The organism is Bacillus sp. ILBB4, from assembly GCF_035064545.1.
Lineage (GTDB): Bacteria > Bacillota > Bacilli > Bacillales > Bacillaceae_H > Priestia.
Window position 1 is genome coordinate 748,714 of sequence record NZ_JAIQVD010000003.1, and the last position, 16,208, is coordinate 764,921.

Genomic DNA, 16,208 nt, shown 5'->3' on the forward strand with positions numbered 1-16,208 from the left:
AAATTTGTGAAAACTCCACATTAAATTGAGAAACCTATCAATCAACCAAAAATACATAAAAAATAAGTGAATATACTTGAAAGAGTCCCTGTAGGGCTCGTAATTTTATAAATTGCAGTATTTATTAAAGAAATAGATGATACAGATTATAATTACGTTTCGGACTAAGGAGAGAAATATGGAATACAAACTGATGAAAGAGTATGAAGAAATAGAAATTCTATTAGAAGATATTTTTACAGAAATAAATATGAGAAAGAGAATGAAAGAAGTATTGCAAAATTTTAGCTTGAGGGAAGGGTGTGTTGGTGAAATAAAAGCTATTTTATTCAAAAATGATTCAGATGAATATGACTTGTCGCAGTTAAAAATTTCTTTGGATGATTACCATGTCTTGATTTAAATTGATTCAATAGCTTCTACTATAAATGAAGATAGTCAAGCATATCTCACATTTAAAGAATTTTATAACTATTTATAGGTTAATATTGGGAAATATATAGAGTTTTGGAAGTCAGTTGCAAACTCAAGTTTTGCAGAAGAGTTTAATAGCCGAAATGTTACAAGAATGTTAGAGGGAAATGCACCAATTGCTCCTAAGCTTGAACATTATGGTAAACACAAGTCATATATACTTCATCATAAACAGCCTATAGATAAAGGCGGAGAAGTATATAATCTTGATAATTTAATAATTACTTCACCAAAAACGCATCAAAACATATTAGATCCAGCATATCATTTTAGGAAAAAAGGACATTGATTTAGGAAAGGATGAATGTTACGGAAAATAAACTATCTAAAGAGGAATTAATTGAATTTGTAGACAAAATATGTAATCCGAAGTTGTCTGATGAAGAAGTGAGTGAATATAGTGAATATATTGATATATTAGAAAGTAATGTACCTCATCCAGCTCCAAGTGACTTAATTTTTTGACATGATGAAGAGTTATCAACAGAGGAAATAGTAACAATTGCATTAGCATATGAAGAGGATGAAAAAGATAGATAGGTGTATAATGGCAATTTACAAAAGTGATAAAGTTTGTAGTGTTTGATACACATATATATGAAAAACAAGGTATATGTGAAGTGTACAAAAAAAGAAAAGGTCATTTTGAAGTTCGTACTTCATGATGTTTGTACCATCATAGAGTATTACGCGCAATGATAGAATAGAAAACAAAGTACGAGCTTAGGCTAGATGACATTTTACCGGGTGATAAATATAAACACATGGAATGTATATTAAACTAACGAACTCATACAAACTCGTAAGATTTAATATAGTATTTGTCGTGATCTACAAAAGGTAACACACTGTTACTATAAAACTTACAAATTTATGCTACTTAAAAACATATGAACTTAAAGCACTTGATTGTCTACGGTAGGCAACACGTGCTTTTATTATTAGATTACATACAATATAGGATATAGGTAAGATTGCTAATTTTTAAAGAAAATAGAAGAAAATGATAAGTATTACCTTGATTTATTAGTAGATTGGAAATTTAACAAATATATTATTTATTCCTTGATTGGCTAAACCCTTTCAAGGTTTTTTTATAAAGTTGGATTTGATAAAAAGGTATCCGAAGAAGAATAGATATAGTGATCAAGAAGTAATGAGAGTAGCTAACTAGGAGTAAGTCTGGATTTAACTAACCTTGACAAGAAAAGAAAAACAAGGGAACGTGATAAAGGAAGTAGGTCTTGAACAAATGATTTAGCCCAAAAGCAGCAAGCAATTAGTCAGAAAAGGTATATGAACCGTTTCAAAAGCAGATCAAACCTTTACTAGATGGGGAGATACCGACTTTACGTCCTCAACCTCAACTGGTAGGGATAGGAAAGGCGTTACCTCGACAGACCTTTGGTAAAGCGTTAAATGGGTTAACGACGTATAAGATGGGGAATGTTTCGAAAGGTCAGTCCAAAGCTTTGGAGAAAGTGGAAAAGCCTGATAGTAAAGCGAATGTTGAAGGGGTTTATGATCAGGAAGCTGTTTCTAAGGGTACGGGTGAAGGATACACTGAAGGCAGAGGATGTTATAGCCGAAAGGGTTAAAGATTTTGACTTAAGAGAACATCCAGTTTCATATAAGCAACTTAGTGCTAAGAAGATGAAAGAATTAAAATTAAAAATAGAAAATAGAACTATTACAAAAGAGGAATATCAATCTTATATTTGGAATAAAAAGTTTGCGAGAAGAAGGGATAAGGGTGTAGTAGAATTCTGGAAACAGGAAAGAATAAAAATTCTAAATGGAGAAACACCTACAAGGAATTGGTCTAATGAACAAATAGAGGATATTTTAAATAAAAAGAGAGCTAAATTTAATGGACAAACGTTACAAGGGCATCACACATATAGTGCTGCAAAATACCCTCATTTAGCAGATAAAGGAGAGGTTATATATCCTTTAACATATAAAGAACATTTTTATGGATGGCATGGAAGGAATTATAAAAATAGTTTGCCTGGAAAACCGATTAAGGAAATAATAGAATTTTAATTATTACGGAAGGAATGATAGATATGGAAACAATTAATTTAGTAGTTCTTAATGACTCGAATGCTAATAAATATATTCCTTTGTTAAGAAAAAAAACATCTAAATCTATAAGTGACATAAAACAAAATATCAGTATGGGAAATCCTGTGATTAAATGTGATTATTATGATGAAGAAGAATTGAAATTTTTAGTGACGTCTGCTGAGGAATTGCTTCTAATGGGAGCAAGTATCAAAATTTACGAAGATGAAGAAGAGATTACACTTGAAATGGTAAAAAATTTAATTGAGACGATAGAAGGAGTTGCAAGAGACAGGGAAGAAATGGATAATTTAATGTTTGATGATGATACTGAATAAAAAGAAGTAAGTGAAGAGTTAAGTAAGAGAGATTAATATAGTTTTAAAAATATGAATAGAAAACAAAATATAAGAATAAAGGAAAGAAAAATCATAAAATAAGTGAGCTACTTCATTTTGATATTCAAAAAGGAGACACTCAATACTTTGCTACGGTTGTTTCTGGTGCCACAGAGAATCATTTGAACGGAAACATTTCACCAGGAGAAAAACAAAGCGGTATTGCAACGTTTGATATACCAAAAGAAGGCGATTTTAAGTTTGAATTTAGCGGTTTTAGTAAAAATCGTGGTGTTTGGACGTTTACACAAGATGATATTCAACCAGCTCAATAAGAATCAAAATAAGTCACGTGCTAATCGTGGCTTATTTTGATTGAACTCATCAACAACCATGGCTCATAAATAAAGTAATTAAACAAATTTAAAATGAAAGGAGCATGTAAATTACTGTTAAGTATGTCCTATGTAAAAGTCAACATACATGTTAGGTTTTATAACATAAATTTCTGAATAATCATTTACTTATTCACTTATTTCATGGTATGTTATATGACATAGATATTGTAACTTGCAATATGAGCTGAAAATTAGTCATTGCAATATATACTTATTTTTCTAAAAATGCACCTGGACGAGCCGGTGCTCTATACATATATACGTCTACGTATAACTAGTCAAAAAGAATGAAGGCTTTTCTATTTCTAGTGCTGTTTGTTCGTTCGAGTGAGTATAGTTATAGTAGGTGAAATTTTCAAGAAAGTTATTTTGATTTTTAATTTGAATTTTTGGAATAGTTTGTTATTTTTCAAACTCTTGTTTTGATACTTAAAAGTAGGTATAACAGTTTCCTAATAAAAGAAAATGCAGACGGAATTTAATAAGTTTTTTGGAATTTGTGGGCGATTTTCTCACTTTTTTATCATTTTTGAATAGTTTATAATCATCAGACAATTATACTGTGATATAGTTATAAGTGAGACAGAAAAAGGTGTGTTCTTAGGTCGCACCTGAATTTTTTTACTACGTAAGCAGGAGCGCCTACATCTTTTTACAAATATAGGGGATGAGGAAGGTTATAATGAGCAACGTACAGAAAAAAACAGACGTTATCTTAATTGGTGCCGGAGTCATGAGCGCAACTTTGGGATCATTACTCAAAGAGTTAGCACCTGAATGGGACATTAAAGTATTTGAAAAACTCGCAGACGCAGGGGAAGAAAGCTCGAACGAATGGAATAATGCAGGGACGGGCCATTCTGCGCTGTGCGAACTAAACTATACATCAGAAAAAGCTGATGGATCTATAGATATAACAAAAGCGATCCGAATTAACGAGCAGTTTCAGCTATCAAGACAGTTTTGGTCTTATCTGGTAAGCAGCAAGTTGATTCGCAATCCGCAAGATTTTATCATGCCAATTCCGCATATGAGTTTGGTACAAGGGGAAAAAAATGTATCGTTTCTGAAAAAGCGTTTTGAAGCGCTGTCAAACAATCCGTTGTTTCAAGGAATGGAGTATTCCGACAGTCCTGACAAACTAAAAGAATGGATTCCGCTAATCATGAAGGGGCGCACGTCAAATGAACCAATTGCCGCAACTAAAATTGATTCGGGAACAGACGTAAACTTCGGTGCTTTAACACGCATGTTGTTTGACCATCTGAAGAATAAAGGCGTTAATGTGCACTACAAACGAAGCGTAAAAGATATCAAACGTAAAAGTGACGGTATGTGGGAAGTAAAAGTCGCAGATGTAGACAGCGGCAAAGTTGAGTACCACACGGCAAAGTTCATCTTTATCGGAGGTGGAGGCGGAAGCTTGCCTTTACTTCAAAAAACAGGTATTCCTGAATCCAAGCATATTGGAGGATTCCCAGTAAGCGGATTATTTATGGTATGCAATAACCCTGAAGTGATTGCGCAGCATCACGGGAAAGTATATGGAAAAGCCAAAGTCGGAGCTCCGCCAATGTCGGTTCCGCACCTTGATACACGCTATATTGATAATAAAAAGACGCTGTTGTTTGGTCCATTTGCCGGCTTTTCACCAAAGTTCTTAAAAACAGGGTCAAACTTGGATTTAATCAGTTCTGTAAAGCCGAATAATATTTTAACCATGCTAGCAGCAGGCGTCAAAGAAATGGCGTTAACAAAATATTTAATTCAGCAGGTGCTGTTATCAAATGAAAAACGTGTAGAAGAACTGCGTGAGTTTATCCCGAACGCGAAAAGCGAAGACTGGGATATCGTCGTAGCAGGCCAGCGTGTGCAGGTAATCAAAGACACGGAAGCCGGTGGGAAAGGAACGCTTCAGTTTGGTACAGAAGTTGTAAGTGCCGCTGATGGTTCTGTTGCTGCACTTCTTGGCGCTTCTCCTGGTGCATCAACGGCGGTTCACGTTATGCTAGAAGTATTGGAAAAATGCTTCCCAGAAAACATGAACAAGTGGGAGCCAAAAATAAAAGAAATGATTCCTTCCTATGGCATGTCGTTAGTTGATCATCCAGACTTCTTTAACGAAATTCATGCGTCTACTTCACAGACGCTCGGTTTAATTAAAAAAGAATCCGTTTATAGCTAAAGATTTTACGCCGTAACAAACAGCACATGTGTATGTGAAGAAATCTACAGGCGTGCACAAACACCACCTTTTCTTGAGGTGGTGTTTTAGTGGTCTTTATATGTAAAGTTTGATCTAAGAGCGGTATTGATTGCTTCCAGGCTGAAGTTTTAAATGCTTCCACGCTGCAATTGCATCATCATGGCTTTTTCCATTGTGTTTCGGATTGTTAAAAAAATCGCGAATAAAGCGGTTGTACTCAAACTGAGGCGCAATTTCTTTTTGATAAGAAGGCTGCTTTTTTCGTTCTTCTTCATGCCACGCTTTTACCACATCTCGATAGGTTTTCCCTACATTTTCTTTAAAGTAGTTTTGAATATACGTGGAAAAATGAAACGTAGGATGAATGGCTTTCTTAAAAAAAGCCCGTACTTCTTGACTGCAGCGGTGATTTTCCCCAATGACGGTATCTAATGTTAGCGGCGCTTGTGTTTTAGAGAACGAGCGTTTTTTAGAAGGTGATTTTGATTGTTGAGTGTCACCGGTTGTTAAAAATACTTCAATTCTTTTTGAAAGTTCCATTTTAGATCCAGACGCGCTCATGTTGTTTTCTCGGCAAAATTGCTGCAGCTCGGTTTTGAGCCAGTAAAAATCGGTAAAGTCTTTGATAGGTAAGTCTTTTGTAAGTTCAGGTCTCGTCGTTTTCACCTCCATATATTTAATATAGAACGTTTGTTCTTGTTGATCAATTGTTTTTAGAGAAGTACGAAGGAATGTCTTTTATGTTTCTTCCTACATAGTGAGAAGAAATAGGCTGTTTATTCACTTCTCTTGCCCAAATAGAAAGCTGGCCGATGTGATGGATTTCATGAATGATGATGTGATGCACAATGTCAGCTTCCGTGTAAGAAGTAGAATCCCAAGGGACTGTTACGTACCTTTTGTTGGAAAAATTCAAATGACTTAGAAAGTCGGCAATTTCGGGTCTATGTGCAGAAGAGAGTGCTTGAAGCTTTTCGAGCGTATCGTGTTCTTCAAAAGAAAGAACGATATCTGGTTTACCTTGGATGGCGCGTATCCAGCTGTCTTCCACATCAATAATATGAAACAGAGTTTGTAAAATGCTGCCCATTCCTCCAGTCCGCTTCTTCAACAGTTCTTCTCTAGAAAGTTGATAACACCAGCTAAACCATTCATCTCTCACTTGCCAATTATATTCAAAAAAATGAATCATCTACCACACCTCACATGTTTTTTTACCTCTTACTAAATTAGATTAAGGCTTGTAAATTCCTTTGTAAAAAGAAGAAAAAGCATCTAGGCAAGAGATCTCTTGCAAATTCCAAAATCAAACAATTACAATAATAGAAAGGAGCTGATCACATGACGTTACATAAAAAAGTACTTTCTATAATTCTAGGAGGAGCTGTCGGAGACGCTTTAGGCGTTCCAGTTGAGTTTAAAAAGTGCGATTCATTTCGAATTACGGCTATGACTGGCTACGGTACGTATAACCAGCCTGAAGGAACGTGGTCAGATGATACGTCTTTAACGATGTGCTTGATTGATAATCTACTAGAAAAACAAGATGAATATGATTTAATGCAAAAGTTTGAGAGCTATTGGGCGAATGGCTACTGGACGCCGTGCGGAGAAATGTTTGATATAGGCATCGCCACAAGCGAAGCGATTCGCCGCTATAAAAGCGGACTTCCTAAAGGAGAGTGGGGAGGAAAAGGTGAATACGACAACGGAAACGGAGCGCTTATGCGTATTGCTCCGCTTGCGTTTACACTATATGATGAACCTAGCTTTACAAAAAGAAAAGAAGAAATAGAAAGAATTGCGCACGTCACGCACCGCCATGTGCGCTCTACGCTTGGCTGCATTATATACGTGGAGCTGCTTATTCGTCTTCTTGACGGCAACGAGCCTTTTGAAGCATATGAAAACGCGGTAAATCTCTGTCAAAAGCAGTTAACAGGTACGGAGTATGAAGCAGAGTTTTCTGCGTATGAACAAGTGTTAAACCTAAGCTTGCCGCACGCAGCGAGAAATGAAATCGGGTCAACCGGATACGTCGTCAGCTCGCTAGAAGCATCTCTTTGGTCTTTTCTGCAAAGCGATGACTACGAAGAAGCTGTACTTACTGCTGTGAATTTAGGAGAAGACACAGACACAATAGGCTTTATTACAGGTACTATGGCAGGAGCATATTATCAGCTGGATGGCATTCCTGAAGAGTGGGTTTGTCAGCTTGCTAAAAAAGAAGAGTTAGAGAAGGCTTGTAAGAAGTTTGCGGATATATGTTAATGGATCATAAAAATTACTCAAAAGTTCGGAGGAGATAAAGTGAAATTTTCTATGGATTTTGGCGATACCAATTTTATCGGAGTGGCAAACGCAAAAGAGTACCAATCATTTGTCGATGAGGATTGGGCGCTAGACCAGCTTCTGAACCATTTCGGCAGTGAAATGAAAAAGAGAAATATCCTAGTCTGTCAAATGACAGAAGAAGGAATTGAACACTCTTGGAATGTAGAAGTGAAGATTGGAACAGAGTCGGATATAGATACATATTTTAGGGAAGCAACAGGTTATATAAATGTAACCAATCATCAGCTTTATCTCGTAGATTATGACTGCCTTACGATGGCCGCCCAGTTTGAAGATCAGTTAGTACCTGATGAAAACTGTTCTAAGTATAGAATTGATATTAAAAATGGTATGTACAAGCTCGAGCTTATTCAATTTTATAATGTTGACAAAAATGAGTATATAGGAAATGACCAAACGGATCTTGTATTGAACTTTATTAAGGTGGAGCACGTTGAAGAAACAGTCAATGAGGTGTTTTGGTGTACGTATTAAGTAGTAAACGTACATGGAGGCTACTAACTCAGAGGCTGGTTGTACCGTTCTAAGGCCTCTATCTTATTTATGTAATATGTAAAAAGATGGCGTGACATATATTCACTGAAACCCTCTGGCTTTGCGTCAAAGGATTTTTATGGTCAAAATTATTTATAGTATACTTTACATACAAACTTCACGTTAAAGAAAGGTGATCACAGTGCCCAATGCATGGGATGCAGAACAAATTGTATCAGCACCGCTTGCCAAAACGCTAATCGAGACGCAGTTTCCAGAACTTGCGCCCGCTACAATTTCACTGCTTGGCTACGGCTTTGACAATACGGTTTATCAAGTAAACGACCGCTTTGTGTTTCGGTTTCCCAGAAGAGAACTCGCAGTAGGACTATTAAAAACAGAAAATCAGCTTTTACCAAGTCTTGCTTCTCAGCTGCCGCTATCCATTGCCGAACCCATTTTTTTCGGTAAGCCGAATGCAGCATATCCTTGGCCGTTTACGGGCTATCACTACGTGCAAGGAACTCCGCCTGCAAGATTAACAGAAGAAGAACGTATACAATCTGCTTCTGTATTAGCAAGATTTCTTCGTACGCTGCATCACTATCCTCATTTAAAAGTCCAAAAGCTCGGCGTGCCGTTTGATGAGTTGAATCGACTTGATATGATGAAGCGAAAGCCGGCGTTAGAAAAGTATGTCAAGCAAATGAAAGAGCGTAGTCTTTATTGGAAACAAGAGATTCTTGAAGACTATGTAAATGACATACAAGAAATTCACTATCAAGAAAAACATGTACTAGTTCACGGAGATCTTCATATTAAAAACATGATTGTTGATCAAAACAATATGGTTTCAGGCATTATTGACTGGGGAGACGTTCATATTGGTCATTCGGCAGTTGACCTAGCGATTGCCTACAGCTTTTTACCTCCTAAAGGAAGAGCACGTTTTTTTAAAGAATACGGAGAAGTAGATGAAGAAACGCACAGGCTGGCAAAATGGAAAGCAGTGTTTACAACTGTAGTCTTAGTGGCACACAGCTACGATCAAGGAGACAAACAAACGTTAGAAGCGGCTCTAGAAAGCTTAAACCTCATTTTTCAAGAGTAATAAAACTGTAATAGAATTTCTGTTCAATTCCTGTATAGTTAAGAAAGGATAAAAATAAAAACAACAGGTGAAGCAAACGATGAATACAAGCCATTGGAATGAATCAGCAGCACATTTACTAGAAAGGTGGATACAGCTATATAAAGAAAAAACATTTCTTATTGGAGAAACGGAATCTTTAAACATGCTAAAAGAAGAAGTAGACGGGATGGATAAAGAAAAATTTCTCTCCATAGTAGAACGTCAGCTGCAGAAAGTGTATGACGAACTAGAAAAAGAACGTACAGAGTATAATATGAGCAACATTGAATATACAATGGTGACGTTTCTTTCAAACGATTATCCGGAGTACATAAACAAGCGTCAAAGCAATATGAAACAGCTCCAACAGTTAACAAGCATACATAGAAGTGTTACAGAGCTTTTCGGAAAAGAACTCATTTGTGAAGCTGATATGGTAGCGTTTAGAAACGACTTTTTTCAACTAACAGAAAAACACGCTAACACGTCATCATTAAAAGGAATCAAGGAAAGCTGGAATACGTATTTGTCGGCGTTCGTTGACTTTCAAAAAAAGCATGAACATGTAAAACAAGCGATAGCCACAGTACTCGGAGAAGACAAGAGCTTGAAGCACGAGTGGCATCAGCTAAGCAAAAACAAATTGGTGACCAAACAAAAAGCAACCGCCTTTCGCACAAAGCAGCATGAGCTAAATGAAAGCATTCGAAAAGCCACGAATTTACAAAAACAATTACTCCAACTTCACTGGCCTGATATCCGCAGCCAGTTTGATGCCCTGCAAGAAAAAATGAGCGGAAGTCTTTCTACCGTGCTGAAAGAAACAGAACGTAGGATGGAAGTCATTAGTCAACAGGATGCCAATGAACACGCCAAGTTAAAGCAATCACTTAACGACCTAAATGCAGTCCAAAAAGTTGACGTTCATCAAAGGTGGTTAGCGGCTTTTATTAAAAAATCACGACCATTTTTTAACGAACTGAGTGAAGATATCAAGGATACTCGGTGTCGAGAACTGTGGAATCGAATTTACGGTATGTATAAAGGAATAGCAGTAAACGAGTTTATTGTTGCATATGAAGAATTTTTAGCACTTCAGCCGCTTGCCAGTGTAAAAAGCACGGAAATAACAGGGTCATTAGCTCGGTTGAAGATAGATATAAACCCTGTTACGCTGCCATCATACGCAGATTTTCCTGTGCTCAAAAAGCAGCAATCATCACGACGCACTTTTCCTATTTTAATAGGAGGCGCTATCGCCTTTGTCTTATTACTGACGATTGTATATATGAATCGTGATAATCAAACGGTAGAAACAAGCTCAAACATAAAAGCTACAGCCAGCACGAAGTCGTTAAAAAATGAACAGACTAAACCAGCTTCTGTAAGCCAAAAGGATCTTGAAAACTTTTTTATTTCTTATAAAGCTGCTTACTTTTCAAGTTTAAACAGCGGCGACTTTAGTGGGATGGCGCCTTATATTGACTCGGGTCAGCCAGTGTATAAGCAGCTAAAAAGCTATATTACATCCCTCGCTGGAAAAAACGTATCGTTTGCTAACGATCAATTTTTAGTGACAAAAACAGAGTCACATGGTGACGGAACCTACAGCATTTATACAAACGAAGTATATACGTTTACCGATTCGTATAACGCGAGCACGCAGTTTAAAAAAGAAAGAATTTATCATGTGAAAGCTGCTAGCAAAGATAAACTTCAAATTACTAAAATTGATACGTTAACAGATGAGCAGAAGCCGGTGGAAGGGTGAACGGTTTCTGAGAGATTATGAATAACCGCTAGTTCCTTTTTGGAGCTAGCGGTTGTTGTGGTTGGGGGAAGAGAAGAGGTTTAGTTGAATTGTTTAAGCGTAGGATGACCGCTACGCTGCCAGAGATAAACATGGTTTCGGATTGTAACAGGTTGAGTCTGAAAATACTGATATAGCGAGCTTGTTTTTTTCATTCATTGGATTGAGTAGGAGATGATTGGGGACAGTTTATTTATTTGTGTCCCCAATTTGTCACCAAAATTCTAGTTAATAATGGTCACAGCTAATCTGTATTTACCTTAATAGTTATTGACATATTGAATGAGTAATATGGGGAAGAGGAGGTTAGCGTATAACTCGTGTGGACTAATGTTTGTTACTTATAAGGAGCAACAAATAGGAGATGTAAAAGTAAGTAAATAACCCTTTAAAAGGGATAGGATCGAATTTTTTTAATTAATAAATTTCGGAATTAGATACAAGTTGTTGTATGCTTTGATTCGAGATGAAAATATAAGATAATAGTTAAATAAAAGTAATTAGGTTGAGGATAATAGTAGAAGATGTGCTAAAAGAATGAAAATAAGTGTAATATTTACATCTATATGATATTGTGAAAATATTAAACTTTGTATTATTAAAGGGAGAAACTAAATATGTCCAATAATGTAATTTGTCCATACTGTGGGGAATTAGTCAATCAGCCAACTAGTGAACTTGAACATGTTATTCCAGAAGGAATTGGTTCACCCATTCTAAATCCTGATGTTTGTAATGTATGCAATACGCAAGCTTCAGGGAAAGTTGATAGTCCTTATTTAAATAACTTGGCTATTAGGATACTTGCAGTTGTGACTGGAACTAAAACGAAAAAGGGCCCTTTGGAACCAATAAAAATAAATACCAAATTTAATGAAAATGTTCAACTTTGCGTTGAAAAATCTAAATTTAGTTTTATTGGAACACTTTCAGCAAAGTCTGAAATTAAGCTATTTAAAAAACATCAAGATAGTGATTTTCCAGCAGTTGAAGCGGCCTTGAAAGAGGATGTTTGTAGGTATGAGCATGCTAAGCTATTTTTAGGATTATTATCTATGTGTGTCCCAAATTTTGTCACATCAGATACAGCGAAAGAACTAAGGAGAATAATGTGGCATGGTACAAGACCAAAACTTAATTTGCCGGAAGGAGCTCATATTAATGGTCGTTTATTTGGAGAGGTTCAAAAAAATGTAACAGATAAAGATGGGCCTCTGCTATATAAAAATAGGAACCATATTATCCGAATCAAAGGTGAAAAAGATGGTAATCTTTTCGCTTATATAGATATTTACAACACTTTAAGACCTAATATCTTCACTACAGAAAAGAGGGAAGAGTGGAAAGGCGTAGATGTTACAATACATATTGACCCAGAAGTTAAAGATGTTGTTTATTATAATGGGATAACCAAAGTTGATTTAACTCAAACATATCCGAAATATAAGAATGGGTGTAGTTTAAAAATTTAATGCAGGTGTATTAATTCACATGATTAAGTTTTGAATAAATTATAAGTTTGGTAACGGTGGCTCGGATTAATACTTCAGATAGACTAGCACTTATTACAATAAAAAGTAACCCTTCAGGGGTTGCTTTTTTCCTATTAGCTAAACTGGTGTTGGAATGTTAAAGAAGCTAAATAGAGTTCTGGATTTTTTGTAATAATACTTTCTAAAAAACCTCTTTGTATAAACAATTAATCATGGAATGAACTTTGATGGGATGGATAGGCCACTGCAGGTATAATTAATCATAAAGGAAAAAATTATCACTTATGGAAGGTGAACTAGTTCACTATGCCTATTTCTCTATATTAAGTTGTACAAATGCATAAATAGAGGATTATTGAAGGGAGAGAGGAATATGAAACAGGAGCAAGGGATGGAAAAGGAACAGTCGCGTCTAGATTTAATTCAGCGACTAGAAGATATATTAAGTTTAGCGAAATCTATATATGATAATAATTATGAATTCACTAGGGATAAATTTTATGGGGGAATTTGGAATGAAGCCATGGGTGTTTTACAGGGGAAACAGAAAGCTACACCTTACACGAGTAGGATGTTTCTCAAAGCATTCATTGTGTTCAATTCAGTTAGCGAGCTTAAGGGGGTTCTAGCATATTTTGATAGAGAAAAAGAGGCATGGGAAGAAAAAGTGAAAGGATTATTTCACGCAAATACGGAAGATGAGTTTGACAGTCTATGTTATGAATTCTATGCGGGTGCACAACTAAGACAAGATAGTAAAGAAATATTCTTTTGTAACATGGAAAGCGACGGCTCAGCAACAACAGATAGCCTGTGTGAGTATTTTACAGAGCCACGCCTCTTTACTGAGTGTAAAAATCTATTTGGGGTTGCTAAGGGTGCTATAGATGGCAATTTACGAAAAGCTAACAGGCAAATAAGAAGTACGATGAGGAAAATCGATGTGAGCTCACCAGTGGGGTTAGTATTTTTAGATTTGCCTGAAGCTATTGATCCAGAGAGTGAGGCAGAAATACGAGAAAAGCTTGACGTAGCTATCCAAAGATTAAAGCAGTGTGATTCTATTCATTTTCTTGCGATTACTTACTATAATATCAAGAGTGAAGAAGGAGGTTCTAGTTCCTATGCTGTAGGGAGACTTGTTATCAATCCTCGTTTTAGAGATATGTTATATTATGACAAGGAAAGCCTAATGAGTGTATATCCTCGTTTTAGAATTGCCTATTTTCTAAATGAAGACGGTACTTTTGATTACTGGGATTTTGTTGATGATGTTCGGGGACATAATGTATTTTTTGAAAGGATTTTTTTAAATGAAGGAGGGGTTTCATATATCTAGAAATTAGGATTCTTATTATCGAATCAATTGCTCCTTCTACGCATGAAAGAAAGTTTGTTTTGTAATCCTTATAAAGAGCTAGATTTAGCTTTTTTAGGAGAGAACTACAACAATTAAATTCTGGAATTGTTATGGTTAAGCACGCTACTAGCAAGTTATTAGATACATATAAGAAGATAATTCTTGGTTATAAATTCTTCTATCAATCAATTTGCCGAATGCTTATTAGTATATTCAAGAATGATTGATCAGGCAGTTCAACTAAATGGTGAAGATGCTTTTATTGATAATGATATACTAGAATCCGTCATGAACTGGCTAAAAGAACGATTAAACAACATTGATCCTAAATGTATGGGAAACGAATGTTTTTGGGCGACTGAAGTTGGAGGTTTTTATGGATAAGTTAATAAACGTACTTCAGCCCCCAGAAAATCCACATAGTACGGGTGATAAAGCCCGATGGACAACTATTTTCAGCCTTCTAGAAACAAAACTTCCATCAGATTATATAAAATTTATTGAAACTTATGGAACTGGTGGCATTGACAATTTTTTATGGATATTAACGCCTTTTGTCAATGATGAACATGTTAATTTGTTCCTTAGACAAAAAGAAGTGAGTAGGGCTTATAGTCAATCAAAATTAAAATTCCCTCAATATTATAAACGTGATGTTTATCCAGAAACTGGAGGGATTCTTCCTTGGGGATACACGGAGAATGGTGACGAATTATATTGTCTAACTGAAGGGAGCCTTGACGAATGGAAAGTGGTGGTGTATGAATCTGGATCGTCTGAAAATTATATTTATTCACTGTCCATGACCGATTTTTTATATCAAATCATTACAAAAAAGTTAGCCTGTGATGTATTTTTAGATGATTTTCCGAGTGATGTGGCTACATTTATTTCGGTAAACGTTGATTAGTTAATTAGTAGAAAACAAGACTTAGGAGGAATGTTACATCAAGATGTTGCCAAATAAATTGAACCAAGCTCTTGAAGAAAAAAAATATATACGTGAAGACAAAACTTTAGTAAAGAATGCTTTAGCGCGGCTAGAAGTAAAGGTATCTCATACTTTTGCAGAATTCTATAACCGCTATGCTGGACCATTCTGGGAAGAATACGTACCTTTTGAGTTACTTGACTTAGTAGATGAAGAAAATAACATTGAAGCATATACGCTTATTTGTCGAAAAGAATACGGTTTTCCTAAACAATATCTGATTTTAAGTGAAATATCAGCTAATGCGGTACTAGTGCTTGATACTTTAACCGATAACGTGTACCGAGTTAATTTTGAAGGAGGAGACGAGCTGCTGTTAAAACGAGAACTAGAGGCAACGTGGCCTACCTTTTCTGATTTTCTGAAATCCTATTTTAATTGTTAGGTATGGATTTTAGTGGTTATATTCCGAGTGAACAGGACGGAGAGTATCGAGTTGGAAATACAGTTGTATATAAGGTAGGGGAAAGCTTTTGAAACTTGTAATGAAACAATACTTTAAGAAACTATCGGAAAAATGGGAAGAGTTCAATGGAACGTTGCCTTTGATTACTTGGAATGAAGAAGCAGATGGACGTATTTATGTAGGTTCTCAAGATGAAGAAGGGTATATATCATGGAAGCCTCTAGAAAAGTATGAAAGTACAAACTTTCAACAGTTTGAACAAGAAATAAACGTGGTACTTCATGAGGATGTAAAAGCTTATTTTAACTCGTTTTGGTTTCTTGAAATGATTGGATGGGTGTCTCAGTATAACGTTCATTTATATCCTGTCATTCCCGGTGTAGAACCTGAAGCATTTTGTCAACGTGTAAAGGAGTATATTTTTGAAAAAGAAAACAGCACGTACATTCCGGTAGGTTTTGAAAGCAATGGCATGCTAGTAGTCATGAATAATCAGTCTGGAGAGATTTTTGTAGAAAACGGTAAAGATAAAAGCTATAAATATTTGTCGTCTAGTTTAAAAGAGCTCATTTCTCAGCTTGATTTTAAGTGAAATAGATAGGTTACACTTTCGCTAATCGTACACCTTCTTCACCATTGGAGTAAATCTAATTGATTATAAAAAAACATATGAACGGCATCTCATAGGAGATAGGAGGCAACAG

The 16,208-nt window shown here is 35.8% G+C and carries 15 protein-coding genes and 4 pseudogenes; 17 read left to right on the forward strand and 2 right to left on the reverse strand.

What is annotated here, in order from left to right; all coding sequences use genetic code 11:
- Positions 1 to 178: 178 nt before the first annotated feature.
- The 7 genes and pseudogenes from LAV82_RS16060 (at position 179) to LAV82_RS16090 (ending at position 5,462) form a co-directional block, all read left to right on the forward strand.
- Positions 179 to 403, forward strand: a complete 225-nt coding sequence (locus LAV82_RS16060; protein ID WP_427076352.1) for a hypothetical protein — start codon at positions 179 to 181, stop codon at positions 401 to 403.
- Between the two features lie 99 nt (positions 404 to 502).
- Positions 503 to 763, forward strand: a pseudogene (locus LAV82_RS16065) (pyocin-S2/colicin E7-DNase domain-containing protein); the annotation flags it as partial.
- 11 nt (positions 764 to 774) lie between these two features.
- Positions 775 to 1,014 (forward strand): annotated as a pseudogene (locus LAV82_RS16070) (bacteriocin immunity protein).
- 1,011 nt (positions 1,015 to 2,025) lie between these two features.
- On the forward strand, positions 2,026 to 2,520 hold the full coding sequence (locus LAV82_RS16075; protein WP_499716455.1) for a hypothetical protein: 495 nt from the start codon (positions 2,026 to 2,028) through the stop codon (positions 2,518 to 2,520).
- Positions 2,521 to 2,543: 23 nt separating this feature from the next.
- Entirely contained in the window at positions 2,544 to 2,879 is a 336-nt protein-coding gene (locus tag LAV82_RS16080) for a hypothetical protein (protein WP_271994782.1), read from the forward strand.
- A gap of 83 nt (positions 2,880 to 2,962) precedes the next feature.
- Positions 2,963 to 3,214: pseudogene (locus LAV82_RS16085) on the forward strand (DUF4352 domain-containing protein); the annotation flags it as partial.
- Between the two features lie 745 nt (positions 3,215 to 3,959).
- The gene (locus LAV82_RS16090; protein ID WP_336438526.1) at positions 3,960 to 5,462 is read left to right on the forward strand and encodes a malate:quinone oxidoreductase; all 1,503 of its coding nucleotides are present in this window, start codon (positions 3,960 to 3,962) and stop codon (positions 5,460 to 5,462) included.
- A gap of 114 nt (positions 5,463 to 5,576) precedes the next feature.
- Here the strand turns inward: LAV82_RS16090 and LAV82_RS16095 are convergent, their stop codons facing one another.
- Together LAV82_RS16095 and LAV82_RS16100 are read right to left on the reverse strand one after the other, a co-directional pair.
- Complete coding sequence (locus LAV82_RS16095) at positions 5,577 to 6,155, reverse strand: DUF6434 domain-containing protein (protein ID WP_499716456.1); 579 nt, start codon at positions 6,153 to 6,155, stop codon at positions 5,577 to 5,579.
- Between the two features lie 31 nt (positions 6,156 to 6,186).
- The gene (locus LAV82_RS16100) at positions 6,187 to 6,675 is read right to left on the reverse strand and encodes a DinB family protein (protein ID WP_047931438.1); all 489 of its coding nucleotides are present in this window, start codon (positions 6,673 to 6,675) and stop codon (positions 6,187 to 6,189) included.
- 149 nt (positions 6,676 to 6,824) lie between these two features.
- Here LAV82_RS16100 and LAV82_RS16105 point away from each other — a divergent pair, with 149 nt between their 5' ends.
- The 10 genes and pseudogenes from LAV82_RS16105 (at position 6,825) to LAV82_RS16150 (ending at position 16,096) form a co-directional block, all read left to right on the forward strand.
- Positions 6,825 to 7,754, forward strand: coding sequence for an ADP-ribosylglycohydrolase family protein (locus LAV82_RS16105; protein ID WP_499716457.1), 930 nt, complete (start codon positions 6,825 to 6,827; stop codon positions 7,752 to 7,754).
- A 51-nt stretch (positions 7,755 to 7,805) separates the two neighbouring features.
- The gene (locus LAV82_RS16110) at positions 7,806 to 8,312 is read left to right on the forward strand and encodes a hypothetical protein (RefSeq protein WP_499716539.1); all 507 of its coding nucleotides are present in this window, start codon (positions 7,806 to 7,808) and stop codon (positions 8,310 to 8,312) included.
- 202 nt (positions 8,313 to 8,514) lie between these two features.
- Positions 8,515 to 9,423 carry a phosphotransferase gene (locus LAV82_RS16115; RefSeq protein ID WP_499716458.1) on the forward strand — a complete coding sequence of 303 codons (909 nt, stop codon included), beginning with the start codon at positions 8,515 to 8,517 and terminating at the stop codon, positions 9,421 to 9,423.
- A 79-nt stretch (positions 9,424 to 9,502) separates the two neighbouring features.
- A complete protein-coding gene (locus LAV82_RS16120; RefSeq protein WP_499716459.1) occupies positions 9,503 to 11,215 on the forward strand; it encodes a TcaA NTF2-like domain-containing protein in 1,713 nt (570 codons plus the stop codon).
- A 656-nt stretch (positions 11,216 to 11,871) separates the two neighbouring features.
- Entirely contained in the window at positions 11,872 to 12,726 is an 855-nt protein-coding gene (locus LAV82_RS16125) for a hypothetical protein (protein WP_499716460.1), read from the forward strand.
- Between the two features lie 394 nt (positions 12,727 to 13,120).
- Positions 13,121 to 14,086 carry a hypothetical protein gene (locus tag LAV82_RS16130; RefSeq protein ID WP_499716461.1) on the forward strand — a complete coding sequence of 322 codons (966 nt, stop codon included), beginning with the start codon at positions 13,121 to 13,123 and terminating at the stop codon, positions 14,084 to 14,086.
- Between the two features lie 189 nt (positions 14,087 to 14,275).
- Positions 14,276 to 14,491, forward strand: a pseudogene (locus LAV82_RS16135) (SUKH-4 family immunity protein); the annotation flags it as partial.
- Positions 14,484 to 15,017 (forward strand): SMI1/KNR4 family protein, encoded by a 534-nt coding sequence (locus tag LAV82_RS16140; RefSeq protein ID WP_499716462.1) that lies wholly within the window; start codon positions 14,484 to 14,486, stop codon positions 15,015 to 15,017. The pseudogene LAV82_RS16135 and the gene LAV82_RS16140, both read left to right, overlap by 8 nt.
- A gap of 43 nt (positions 15,018 to 15,060) precedes the next feature.
- Positions 15,061 to 15,483, forward strand: a complete 423-nt coding sequence (locus LAV82_RS16145; protein WP_499716463.1) for an SMI1/KNR4 family protein — start codon at positions 15,061 to 15,063, stop codon at positions 15,481 to 15,483.
- 88 nt (positions 15,484 to 15,571) lie between these two features.
- Positions 15,572 to 16,096, forward strand: coding sequence for a SecY-interacting protein Syd (locus LAV82_RS16150; protein ID WP_499716464.1), 525 nt, complete (start codon positions 15,572 to 15,574; stop codon positions 16,094 to 16,096).
- The last annotated feature ends 112 nt before the right edge of the window (positions 16,097 to 16,208 follow it).